This window comes from Terriglobia bacterium (assembly GCA_020072645.1).
In the GTDB taxonomy this organism is placed as follows: Bacteria; Acidobacteriota; Terriglobia; order Terriglobales; family Acidobacteriaceae; genus Angelobacter.
The window spans coordinates 119,463-131,655 of record JAIQGK010000003.1 but is presented as its reverse complement, the minus strand read 5'-3'; the positions used below and the strand labels follow the sequence as shown (position 1 = coordinate 131,655).

Genomic DNA, 12,193 nt, shown 5'->3' with positions numbered 1-12,193 from the left:
ATGGTCCATCTCAAGATGGTTCTTGGCTTGGCAATGACTTCCGAAGGGGAGTTGCGGACTGAGGTGGCCGAAAATGACGCCCTATAATGACATTTTTTTGCGCTGACTCCATTCTTGGGCCGTGATCTCCCAAATCTCTGAAGGCAAACGGCCGGAGACGTAATCGCGGTCTTCTCTGGCAATCACGCGCATGCCTTGTTTTTCCGATATACGGCGTGATCCGGTATTGGCAATGGCCTTGGGAACGCGCAACACCGGAAATTTGAGCACTTCAAACCAATAATCGGTCACTGCGTCACAGGCCTCGGTCATCAATCCTTGTTTATGCCACGGAAGTGCCAGCCAAAAGCCGCGGTTATCGGTTTCACTCCGGAACAGGCTAATTGCGCCGATCAGTTGGTCAGGAATGGATTTCAGCCGAAGAGTCCAGGCCCATTCGTCGCCCCGCGCGACAGCAGGCAGGACAGCCTCGCGATAATAGGTGTGAGCGCCATCGGGCGGATAAGGCCAAGGCACGATTTTTCTTAGATAGCGAACAATCTCCCAATTTGGGAACAGCACCTGCACCTGCGTGGCGTCAGCCAGTTCCAGCGGACGCAGGATCAGGCGCGGGGTTTGAAGAGTGGGCGTCATGGCGCGGGTAGCGGAAGATGTAACGAAAAGAACCAGCGCGCCAATTCGTCTTCGGCGCTGTCTTTTCAAAATCCCCTTGTGATCACTTTGTTGGTCCTGACGGCGGAATCTGGGGCTTCTCTGATTCCTTCAGTGTGGCAAGCACTTCGTCCTGCAGGCGATGTGACACCTTTTCAACGTGTTTGTTGATGATAGGCATCATGATTTCCATTGAATCTGCCATAAGCCCTGGCATTTCTCGCATCACTTTCTGCCCCGTGGGTGAGGAATAGAAGGCAGTTAAAGCGTCCAAGTCGGCCTTGGTGAAATGCTTCTGATACGCGGGTACCATGGCTTCCAGCATATCGTCCCACGGTATGTCTTTAAGCATGTCTTCCATTTCTTTGCTGCTGCGCGCTTCAAAATCCGCAGGCAATCTATCTTTGTTCTTTTCGTATTGTTCATGCAGCATCTTTTGTATGGGCTTAGACATAGCTACCACCATCTGGTCCATCATCTCGTGCGAATGAACGGCCTCCAGATATCGGTCGACGTCCGCTTTGGTGGCTGGCTGATCGGCAGGATTCTGTGCCAGTCCAGTTGCGCAAAGCGCGAGACATAGAAGCAAGCTAACTAAAAGATTCTTCATGGTTCTTCCTCAAGACCTATTGATATTGGGGGTTGTTGCAGAGTACCCGATTGATCAAGGATAGTCTAGCTTTTCTTCCCATGAAACTCACAGGCGCGCATGGCGGAGACAGAATGGAAGACGCTGTGAGACTTCGGCGCGTCCGAACAATATCTTCCCAGAGTGTTGAGGCTGGGCCAAGGCGCATCCTAACGACCCTCGAGTACCCGAAGCGCTGCACTTTTCCTGGCGGGTATCCTTCGTGCAGCGATGAATCCTCCCATGACGACTACAATCGCCAGGCGTTCAACTTGCTCCGCCAACGATATCCAAAATCGGAGTGGACAAAAAAGACAAGAATCTGGTTCTAAAAAACCAGAGCCCTATTTGATCTGATCCACGACATTGCGCCAGCGACGGTACTGGTCCACCAGTTGCAAGACTCTCTGATGTTGCACATGGCTCTTCACGGTCCCGGTAAGCGTGATGTTCTTGTCGTCGACAGTGGCTTCCACACTGGCGCCGCTGAGCACCGGGTCACTGCTCAACAGATCCCGGATGGAATCGCGAATTCTGCGATTGGCATCAGGGTTTTCCTGCTGCGGGAGCGGGGTCTCCCCTTGGAAGTTGCTGGCATAAGTTGTGAGCGAGCCTGCAGGTTTAAGGTTGAGGTCCTGACTCCGCAACGACGGTGGGACAAAGAGAAGAAAAACAGCGACTAGAAACAACTGTGAGACACGGGGCATAAATGCCTCCTTTTCTCTCTCACATAAGTAGTGTTGCACGGACAGCTACTCAGATTCAATGCCACTGGCCGGAATAGATGACTACCATTTGACAATTTGTAGGCTAGCCGGCCTTCGCTTTCGGTGTTTCCACATGATCCTTTTCAGCCGGATCAGTGATGAGCCTGGCGCTGTGGTTATAGGTGAGATAAGCCCACGCCCACTCGCTAAGCACAAAAAGCCGGTTGCGGAAGCCTATTAGGAACAGCAAGTGGATGAACAGCCATGCCAGCCACGCAAAATAGCCAGAGATATGCAGCTTGCCGAAATCGGCTACAGCGCGTGAACGCCCGATCGTCGCCAGACTGCCTTTATCCAGATATTCAAACTTCTCGCGCGGCTTGCCTTCTACAGATCGTTTGATCTGGCGGGCAGCAAACTTGCCCATCTGGATTGCTGCCGGAGCAACACCCGGAACCGGTTGGCCGTTGTGCCGCGTTGCTGAAGCAAGATCGCCAGCGACAAAAACTTCAGGATGTCCCGGCACCGTGAGATCAGGCTGAACAATCACGCGTCCGGCTTTGTCGACGGGGACGCCCAACATTTTACCCAGCGGCGATGCGGAAACGCCAGCGCCCCAGAGAATGACCGACGCAGGTATCTTTTCTTTGCCCACGGAAACAACACCTTGCTCAATGTTGGTGACCATGGCGTTGGTGCGGACTTCGACGCCCATATCTTTTAGCTGGCGCTCCGCGCTGGCGGAAAGATCTGCTGGATACGTAGGCAAAACGCGCGGTCCGCCTTCCAGCAAAATAATGCGCGACTGGCGCGGATCGATCGAGCGAAATTCTTTTGTCAAATGCCGACCAGCAATGTCAGAGATCGCGCCCGCCAACTCAACGCCTGTGGGTCCTGCACCGACGACCACAAAATTCAGCGGCGGCGGCGTGCGCTTGGCAAACAGTTCGCGCTCAGCGGTCTCAAAGGCCATCAGGATACGGCGGCGGATTTCGGTGGCGTCTTCCAGCGTTTTTAGGCCAGGGGCAAATTCCTCCCATTCCGGATGGCCAAAATAGGCGTGAGTAGCCCCGGCGGCAATGATCAGGTAATCGTAAGGCAGGTTCAGATCGTCCAACAGGACAAGCCGTTTTTGCAGATCAAAGCCTTTTACTTCACCCAGCAAAACCTCAGTATTGGCGGCGTGGCGCAGCACGGTACGCACGGGAGAGGCAATTTCAGCGGGTGAAAGCACTGCCAGCGCCACCTGATAAAGCAGCGGCTGGAAGGTATGGTGGTTCTTGCGGTCCACCACGGTTACGTCCACAGGGGCATTGGCCAGGGCCTTGGCAGCGTTCAGCCCGGCAAAACCCGCCCCAATGACCACCACCCGAGGTCTAGTAACGTGCTGTGTCATCGGTAACATTGTAGCCAGCCATAACCCAACGTACACTGCTGAAGGTAAAAGCTTTATTGGCCCCACGGCCGGAGAGCTGGAAATCAGGGCAGTCAAGAAAGAGCGGTTTTAGCGAGCAAATGTAAGCGCGCTCCCCGATTGCCTTCCCTGCGGCTCCGTGTTACGTTGCAGCCAATTCAGCAGTGCCACTTATATAGATCGTTCTGTTGACGCCCAGGATTTAGAAATATGCACATTGATGATCTGCTTAGAATTGCGATGGAGCGTAAGGCTTCCGACCTTCATCTAAAAGTTGGCAACTATCCGCACGTGCGCGTTGACGGCGAACTTGTGCCGCTTACCGAACAGCCGCGCGTTTCCGCGGAAGACATGTTGAACATGGCTTTCAGCATGATGTCCAACCGGCAAAAACAAAAGTTCAAAGAAGTGGCCGAACTCGATATGGCCTATGGCGTCGCCGGCCTGGGACGTTTCCGTGTAAACGTCTTTCAGCAGCGCGGCAACGTCGGACTGGTACTGCGCGTGATTCCCACCAAGATCCGCGCCCTTGAAGAACTTTATCTCCCTAAAGTAATTGAACACATTTGCGAAGAGGCCCGCGGACTGGTGCTGGTAACCGGCGTGACCGGTTCAGGTAAATCAACCACACTGGCCGCCATGCTGGATCGCATCAATTCCAGCCGCTCTGAGCACATTATTACGATTGAAGACCCTATCGAATTCCTTCATCGTGATAAGAAAGGTTTTGTCAACCAGCGTGAAGTGGAGGTGGACACTCCCTCGTTCGGGTCAGCCTTGCGAGCTAGTTTGCGTCAGGACCCGGACGTGATCCTGGTGGGCGAAATGCGCGATCTGGAGACGATTTCCACCGCGCTGCACGCCGCCGAAACCGGTCACCTAGTTTTCTCAACACTGCATACATTGGATGCAGTTGAAACCATCAACCGTATCATCGCTGTATTTCCTCCACCGGAGCAGAAGCAAGTGCGTATGCAGCTTGGCGCCACATTGCGGGCCGTCGTCAGCCAGAGACTTGTTAAGCGCGCTGACGGTGCAGGCCGCGTCCCAGCCACCGAGGTACTGATCTCTACCGCGTTTGTCCGCGAGTGCATCATGACCCCGGAAAAGACGCGCCTGATACATGAGGCCATTGGCGCCGGCACCTCTCAGTACGGTATGCAGACGTTCGACCAGTCCCTCTACGATTTGTACTCGCAAGGCCTGGTCAGCTATGAAACCGCCCTGGAGAACGCCAGCAATCCGGACGACTTCAAGCTCAAAGTGCAAGGCATCCATTCCACAGCCGATGCCGCACGCGAGCAAATGGAGCAAGCCGGATTTAGCGCCGGAAGAGCGTAGCAAGCTCAACTTGTAAACAACCACCAAACGAAATACCCAGAGGAGACGCGAACGAAGCGTCTCCTTTTATTTTTAGCCTTCGCCTAATTTCACTCGTCGCGTTTGGGTTCGTCCTTATGCTTGGGTTTGGAGGAACGCCTGTTTTTTGAGGAATGCCATGTGTAGCGATATCTCACAAAGGACATTGCACCGAGTATAACGAAGAGAAACGCCAATCCGAACTGTTTGAGGAACTCCACAGCAACGCATATGCCTGCCCAATTTCGTATCTGGTTTAAAATCATCAGGGGGCCTAGAGTCACAAGGGGGATTTGGAGCTATGAGTTCGATGCCAACTGGTATCAGCGGCTTGCCGGGCACTGATATCGAGTCTTTTGCGACAAGCGTACTCTCAAACCTAGTCGCGAACTTGATGAGCGCTGGCCTGCTGCAACTGGGAAAAATCATGGTTAGCGGTCGCACTCGGGGACAAAATGCTGCTTCGACACTTGAAAAGGATTGGGACTTGCGAACCGCCGTTCAAAAATCCTCGGCACAAATGGCGCGTGCACTCCAATCTGCTGATCCCACTGATACTACCAAAATCAAGATTTTTCTAACTACCTCTGAAGTCGAAGTAATTCTTAGACAGGTCTTCGCGTGTCGGTTGCTCGCTCCCGAGGCTTGCCCAGGCGTAGACGAAGTAGGAAAAGTTTTCGCCGCTTCCTTTCATCTTCATACGAGAATAAACAACCCTCAACTGGCAGCTGATATTTGGGCATCGTTATTAAGTGCGGCCGAAACCGCAATTAAGACTGCGGCGGATAAAGGAATACTTGGTGCGCATGAAACCCTCTCCTCCTTACGTCACGAAAAGCTTATATCCTGTGTTTCTGACATACAGGCTAATCTCGATTTACTCACGGGGAAAATTCCACATCTCTCGGCCATTATGGAATTCGAGGAGAAATACCGCGCGCAGGTTGCTGAACGCTTTCATCTCATCAGTCCCCCAAATTTTGAACGCAACAAGCGATTCCCTATAGCTGAATTATATGTCGATCCTACATTCTCCACCGACTATGAGGGTGGCTTTCAGCTTAGTTTAGAGACCGAGGATCTTCTTGATCGAATGCACCGAGCCGTGATCCTTGGCAATCCAGGAGGCGGGAAGACCACTTTTGCAAGTAAACTGGTTTTCGATTTTTCAACCACTTCCAGATTCCAGGGTCGCCAAGTTACGCCCATCGTCGTCGTTCTTCGCGATTTCGGGGTTGACCAACGCGACCGTGGAAGCTCAATCATTCAGTTCATGATTTCCAAATGCAATGCCATATATCAACTCAACCCACCGCCCTTTGCACTCGAATATATGCTAAGGAATGGACGGGCGATGGTGATTTTCGATGGGATTGATGAGCTTCTGGAAACAGCTCAACGTCAAGAGGTTAGAGATGCAGTTGAGGCCTTTTGTAATCTTTATCCATCGGCACCTACCTTGGTGACATCTAGGCAGATTGGATATGAGCAAGCACCGCTTGATCCACAGCGCTTTGATGCGTTTAAACTCAACGAGTTCGGGGACGAGCAGGTTGAAGATTATGTTCAGAAGTGGTTCTTAGTCGATGACAATCTCGATGAGCGAGAAAAGAAGGAACTTGCACTCGCTTTTTTGCAAGAGAGCCAGAGCGTACCGGATCTTCGTTCAAATCCATTGATGTTGGGCCTTATGTGCAGCATCTATCGCGAAGAAAATTTCATACCGGCTAACCGGCCCGAAGTATACAAGAAATGTGCAATGATGCTGTTTGAACGTTGGGATCGCAGCAGGCGCATCAAGACTACCTTCAGCTATGAAGATGATCTTAGTCCCTTGATGGCGTATCTTGCTCATTGGATATATGCGGACAAGAAGCTTCAGGGTGGTGTTACAGGGAATCAACTGGTCGGGAAGGCAGCAGACTATCTCCGCTCGCGCTTCGCCACAAGTGAAAAGGCCCGTGCCACCGCGGAAGAGTTTATTGAGTTTTCGAAGGGCCGAGCCTGGATATTTACGGATACAGGAACCTCAGAGTCGGGCGATAGTCTATATCAGTTCACCCATCGAACTTTTCTTGAATATTTTACGGCCCTATTCCTGTTTAGAACGAATCCTAGGCCAGCTGATCTCCTCGGCGTGCTTTTACCCAAGATCACCAAACGTGAGTGGGACATGGTAGCGCAACTGGCATTTCACATTCAGAGTCGGGAGACCGAGGGCGCTGCTGATGCTCTAATGAAAGCTTTGATAATGTTCGGCGCCGGGCCGAGCCCAGAGCGCGTTAACACGATATCGTTTGCAGCACGATGTCTCGAGTTTATCCGTGTAGCTCCAGACATCGCTCAAGCACTGACCAATGCGGCTTTCGATATCTATTTAGCCGTGCGCTCTCAGTTATTGTCAGCCCCGCCCTTACCTGAGTTGAAGTCTAGTGAAGAGGATCCGCTAGAATTTCTTTTCGGTAACCTCATGCGCGCCCAAATTGCGGCACGCGAGAGCATCGCAGAAGCGCTCTTGAATTTGTTCGTTCAAACAATCAGTGGTCAAAACGAGGTTCAAGCAGCAATAGGATGCGAAGCCCTATTTCGGATTGTGGCTAGCTATCGGCGTGCAACCCTCATTCCCAGGGACCATCGACCACATACAAATGCAGCAAGGGCGGAAGTCGAAGAATACTGGAGAGCATTCCGCCTGAAAGTATTTCGCATCTGCGCGCCCAAAATTCGCGAACTTGCAATGAAGTACGCCTTTATCGCGAGAGCTGCCTACATGATCGGATACATGGACTTGGTATACATGCTAAGGGACCACGGAGTAGGAGCCATTTTCGAGGAACAGCCTTCAAGCTTTCGGCAATGCTATTACACCGCGTTAGGACAGCGAATATTGTTCCATTTTACAGAATATGATCGAGAGCTGTGTCGCAGTTTATTCTCTGATGAGGTCGAAGACCTATCTCAAATTGGAAGCGCTCTCAGCGCCGCGCCGCTGCCTTGGGCCAACTCGGCATCTTATGCCCGCCTAATAAAAAGCTGGGGCCGCGGCACGTACCGCGAACCGGAGGTAAAGGTGGATTTTGTGCCTCTGAATGCAGACGCTCTTTTTGGCTTGTTTGCTTTAGCTGCAGCTGCAGCTGAGACTCTGTGCCAAGTTAGCGGTCAGGAAGTCGCCTTCAATGCATTCAAGCGCCTTAAACTCGAAGAGCGAGCACCCATTATGGAGGTCATCGTGAAATGGTTTTCGCGTGAGCCCACTGATATCGAGAAATTGACCGAGAATTCGAGGCTTAGTGCTCAGCAGATACAGATCATCAGCGATTGGCTGAACCATAAGGTTAAGCTTCTCAGTGGAGAATCGTCACAAAATTCCTCATCCGGGGAACATGGCGAAGAACCTACCGGTGAGAGCCTGGAAGCATAAAATTTGCTCGTCTTGAAAACGATTCTTCCTTACACCACAGGCCGGGGTCCCACAAGACGCGCGGTTTTCGCGTATTGGGTGGAAGCCCGGTTTTTGTTTGCTGGGACGAAAAGCAGCGGAGCGCGCAAAAAAGTTCCTGTGCCGCGCTTGCGCCGCTCAATCCTCTTTCTCACGCTTTTCCGGGGCTGAAGAATCACAGGTGCCTGTGACTGGCATCACTGCGCTCCGGGCCGCTGCTTGCTAACGTTTGGCGTAAGTGGTCCCTCGCGCCGGGCGGGGAAGAAGTGAGATCGATATGTCAAATCACAGTGTGCGCGCTTTCAAGCATGTTTTTGCGGTCCTCCTTTTCATCGTCGTTGTGTCCTCGGCGATTTATCTTTCGGCCCAGGTGTCCGATGTCCAGGTAAATACCGTGGCGTTGAAGCTGTTCCGTCCGCTTCCCTCGGTTATGGATTCGCCTGACAATCCTGTCACCGATGCAAAGGTGAAACTTGGCAGGATGCTGTATTACGAAACGCGCTTGTCAGCAGGGCAGGATATTTCGTGCAATACGTGTCATGCGCTGGATGCGTATGGTGCGGAGCCAGAACCAGTTTCAACCGGCCATAAGGGCCAGAAAGGAAATCGCAACGCTCCCACGGTTTATAACGCTGCAGGGCACTTTGTGCAGTTCTGGGATGGTCGCGCACCCGACGTCGAAGAGCAGGCCAAGGGCCCGGTCTTGAACCCGGCTGAGATGGCAATGCCTTCCGATGCTGCTGCCGTCAGGACGCTGGAATCAATGCCGGAGTATGTGGCGTTGTTCCGGCAAGCGTTTCCGAAGGAGAAGTCTCCCGTCACTTTCAATAACATGGCACTCGCAATTGGCGCATTCGAGCGTGGTCTGGTCACTCCATCACGATGGGACCGCTTTTTGACCGGAGACAATTCTGCTCTTACCAGAGCTGAAAAGAGAGGATTCAACAAGTTCGTGGATGCAGGCTGCCCCTCATGCCACAACGGCGCATACGTTGGCGGTAACAGTTTTCAGAAACTGGGGATTGTTGAACCATGGCCGAATGAGTCTGACCTGGGACGTCACAAGATAACGAAGCAGGATGCCGATAAATTGGTCTTCAAGGTGCCTTCGCTGCGAAACATCACAAAAACTGCACCGTATTTCCATGACGGATCGGTTGCTACGCTTGAGGAGGCAATTCGGCGCATGTCTGTGCACCAGCGCGGAAGCCATCTCTCAGATGCAGAAGTAAAATCAATTGTGACCTGGTTTGGCGCCCTGACTGGCCAAATTCCGTTCGATTACATCAAACAGCCCGCGTTGCCAAAGAGCAGCCCCGGGGCACCGGTACTTCCTAGCGACTAGCTCTTGCCCTGGTCGAGGGCTTGCGAAGTCCGGCTCGTTGTCTTGGCGGATACAAGTAGCTGGTCAGTTTTCCAAACTGATCCGCTATCTTGCTATTGGAGAAGAGTTGATCGCCATTCAGCACACTCCGAACGAATCCATGGCCGCCCTGATCAATGCCATTGACATCAAGCGCAAAATGTTTTTCGAACTGGAAGGCACGCCCTTCCACTGCCTTGACGTTGAGGCGAATACTCCAACCGCCCGTGGCGGCCAGACTCTGGTCGCATCAAGATGCGCAACCCCAAGTCCCGCCAGCGACTCCGGAATCGTTTTCCACTTTATCCGGGGCTCCTGCGGTCGACTAAAAAGGCCCTGACCGGGCCTTTTTGGGTTAGTTGATCTTGGGTGCGGGGACTACTCGCCGAGGCAGGCTGGCGGAACGTCACTGCAGTCTCCACTGATGACTCTGCAGGTTACGGGATCAAAGTTGCAAGGTCCGGTATTGAAGCTGCCAAAGGACCTGCCGATTTTGAATCCGGCGGCGACCTGCTCCATGTCCTCTTCAGTTAGAAGGCGGGCGCCAACCCGGCTTAGTACGCGATTGTTTTCCATGGAATGCTCCTTTCCTTGACTTTCTAGCAGGCGATTATAAGTCGGATGAGGAAGGAAGCAGGGTCTCTGCCGGAAGAAGAATTCGCGCCATGATCCAAAATGGGAAAGCAGCTCAGGGCCAGAAGTCGACCGAAGATTGCCGTCATCGCCGGAATCGCACGTGATCGGAAAAGCAAAACCCTACCGCGGATAGACGCGGATGAACGCGGATCAGAAATCGATGATCGGAAAAGCAAAGACCTTTAACCACAAAGGACACAAAGGACGATGGCATCCGAAGCCGGATAGAGGTCAGTTCCAGCCTGAATACGTCTGATTTACTACGCTGATATGCTAGAAGGTTCGTTGATCGCTATTCACCATCGCCCAAAAGGAACCCATGGCCGCACTGATTGATGCCATTGACATCAAGCGCAAAATGTTTTTTGAACTGGACGGAACGCCCTTCCACTGCCTTGACGTGGAGGTGAACACGCCAACCGCCCGCGGCGGGCAGACGCTTGTCCGCATAAAGATGCGCAACCTGCTGACCCGCGCCGTTTTTGACAAGACCTTCAAAGCCAGTGACAAATTCAAGGAACCCGACCTGGAGATGGTCCCGGCATCTTTATTATATAGCGACGCGGACGGATATTACTTTATGGATCAGGAGAGCTTTGAGACCCTTACGCTGTCACAAGAGATGATTGGCGACGCGCAGGATTTTCTTGGCGAAGGCCTCATTATCCAGGTGCATAAGTTCAACGGCAATCCCATTGGCCTGCAACTGCCTCCGCATGTGGAGTTGACGATTGCCCAGACGGAGCCGGGCGTGCGCGGGGATTCATCCGGCGGCAACGTGACCAAGCCCGCGACGCTGGAAACCGGGCTGGAAATCCGAGTGCCTCTTTTTATTAAAGAGGGTGAGAAGGTAAAGGTGTCCACGGAGACGCGGGAATTTGTGGCCAGGGCGTGAGGATGAGCAATTAGCAATTGGCACCTGGCAATTAGCCAAGGCAAGACCTTTAACTACAAGGACACGAAGCAACACAAAGCCTTCATCCTAGTCCGCGAATTTAAAATTCCCTCAATTCTCCGTGCCTCCGTGCGGGGTCCCCGGCAAGCCCGATTTTGGCTTGTGTTGGGGTGATTGTCTCCGTGGTGAGATTTGTTATTCTTCCCATCGTGCCGTTCAAGCGCCCCAAAGAAATCGTCGACGAAGATGCGCTGTATGACTACGCGATTCGCTCGTTGGGACGACGCATGCGGACCGTCGCCGAGCTGAAGCGGCTGATGCGCCAACGCGTTCCCAAAGATGAGCGCGGCCATCTGCTGGTGGAAATGGTTGTCCTGCGGTTGAAAGAGCAGAAGTACCTGAATGACACGAATTATGCCGCTGCATATTCCAGTTTTCGCCGCGACAATGAGAAATTCGGCAAGCGCCGCGTGATCACAGACCTGAAAGTGAAAGGCGTGCATGCGGACGTAATCGAAAAGGTAGTGGATGAAACGTACGCGGCCGTGAATGAAGAAGAGCTGGCGCGGGCCTATCTGAAGCGCAAACGGTTGAAGAAGCCCGCTAACGAAAAAGACGCGGCAAGAATCTTTCGCGGGCTGATGCGGGCCGGATTTGGCGTGGGAATTGCCGTTAAGGTGCTCAAGAATTGGCACGTCGACGACGAATTGCTGACGGCGCTGCAGGAAGAAGCGGAAGAAACATAGGTTACGATTCGCAGATGCGCTTGCGGGGCGGCAGCGAATTTATTCCGCTTCACCAATGTCGGGCTTGCTGCGCATCGGCGAATTGTCAGCTTACCGCGCGAGCGCTAACGCAAGCTTTGGTTCGGGTGAAAGGCGCTCCACGGTTTCGTCCATGGTTACGTCAAAATCGTGCCCGCATCTGGGGCAGATAATCTGCTGATGGCCCGTTGAAGGGCTGGCCGTCTTGCGTACCGGAAAGGAATCCCCGCGAGGGCACTTCACAAAAGTGATATCTCCGGCCATGTCGAGCTCCTGGTCAGGCAGCGGCGTTACACAGCCAACCTGACTCTGATCAACGATAGAAGGGTGGGAATCG

General features: G+C 52.9%; 11 protein-coding genes and 1 pseudogene. 6 read left to right on the top strand and 6 right to left on the bottom strand.

Annotation, left to right across the window (positions count from 1 at the left end; all coding sequences use genetic code 11):
- Positions 1-81 precede the first annotated feature (81 nt).
- The 4 genes from LAO76_04030 to LAO76_04015 form a co-directional block, all read right to left on the bottom strand.
- Complete coding sequence (locus tag LAO76_04030) at positions 82-633, bottom strand: GNAT family N-acetyltransferase (protein MBZ5490085.1); 552 nt, start codon at positions 631-633, stop codon at positions 82-84.
- Positions 634-715: 82 nt separating this feature from the next.
- The gene (locus tag LAO76_04025; protein ID MBZ5490084.1) at positions 716-1,261 is read right to left on the bottom strand and encodes a DUF2059 domain-containing protein; all 546 of its coding nucleotides are present in this window, start codon (positions 1,259-1,261) and stop codon (positions 716-718) included.
- 362 nt (positions 1,262-1,623) lie between these two features.
- The gene (locus tag LAO76_04020) at positions 1,624-1,986 is read right to left on the bottom strand and encodes a BON domain-containing protein (protein MBZ5490083.1); all 363 of its coding nucleotides are present in this window, start codon (positions 1,984-1,986) and stop codon (positions 1,624-1,626) included.
- A gap of 103 nt (positions 1,987-2,089) precedes the next feature.
- The gene (locus LAO76_04015) at positions 2,090-3,382 is read right to left on the bottom strand and encodes an NAD(P)/FAD-dependent oxidoreductase (GenBank protein ID MBZ5490082.1); all 1,293 of its coding nucleotides are present in this window, start codon (positions 3,380-3,382) and stop codon (positions 2,090-2,092) included.
- Positions 3,383-3,610: 228 nt separating this feature from the next.
- On the opposite strand from LAO76_04015, the gene LAO76_04010 reads away from it, so the two are divergent.
- The 4 genes and pseudogenes from LAO76_04010 (at position 3,611) to LAO76_03995 (ending at position 9,808) form a co-directional block, all read left to right on the top strand.
- Positions 3,611-4,741 carry a type IV pilus twitching motility protein PilT gene (locus LAO76_04010; protein ID MBZ5490081.1) on the top strand — a complete coding sequence of 377 codons (1,131 nt, stop codon included), beginning with the start codon at positions 3,611-3,613 and terminating at the stop codon, positions 4,739-4,741.
- Positions 4,742-5,069: 328 nt separating this feature from the next.
- A complete protein-coding gene (locus LAO76_04005; protein ID MBZ5490080.1) occupies positions 5,070-8,180 on the top strand; it encodes an NACHT domain-containing protein in 3,111 nt (1,036 codons plus the stop codon).
- A 295-nt stretch (positions 8,181-8,475) separates the two neighbouring features.
- A complete protein-coding gene (locus tag LAO76_04000) occupies positions 8,476-9,543 on the top strand; it encodes a cytochrome-c peroxidase (GenBank protein ID MBZ5490079.1) in 1,068 nt (355 codons plus the stop codon).
- 139 nt (positions 9,544-9,682) lie between these two features.
- Positions 9,683-9,808 (top strand): annotated as a pseudogene (locus LAO76_03995) (elongation factor P).
- 131 nt (positions 9,809-9,939) lie between these two features.
- Here LAO76_03995 and LAO76_03990 read toward each other — a convergent pair.
- A complete protein-coding gene (locus tag LAO76_03990; protein ID MBZ5490078.1) occupies positions 9,940-10,137 on the bottom strand; it encodes a hypothetical protein in 198 nt (65 codons plus the stop codon).
- A gap of 379 nt (positions 10,138-10,516) precedes the next feature.
- On the opposite strand from LAO76_03990, the gene efp reads away from it, so the two are divergent.
- A complete protein-coding gene (efp, locus tag LAO76_03985) occupies positions 10,517-11,092 on the top strand; it encodes an elongation factor P (protein ID MBZ5490077.1) in 576 nt (191 codons plus the stop codon).
- Between the two features lie 287 nt (positions 11,093-11,379).
- Positions 11,380-11,838, top strand: a complete 459-nt coding sequence (locus LAO76_03980; GenBank protein ID MBZ5490076.1) for a RecX family transcriptional regulator — start codon at positions 11,380-11,382, stop codon at positions 11,836-11,838.
- Positions 11,839-11,928: 90 nt separating this feature from the next.
- Here LAO76_03980 and LAO76_03975 read toward each other — a convergent pair whose 3' ends face one another.
- Positions 11,929-12,120 carry a hypothetical protein gene (locus LAO76_03975; GenBank protein ID MBZ5490075.1) on the bottom strand — a complete coding sequence of 64 codons (192 nt, stop codon included), beginning with the start codon at positions 12,118-12,120 and terminating at the stop codon, positions 11,929-11,931.
- Positions 12,121-12,193 lie beyond the last annotated feature (73 nt).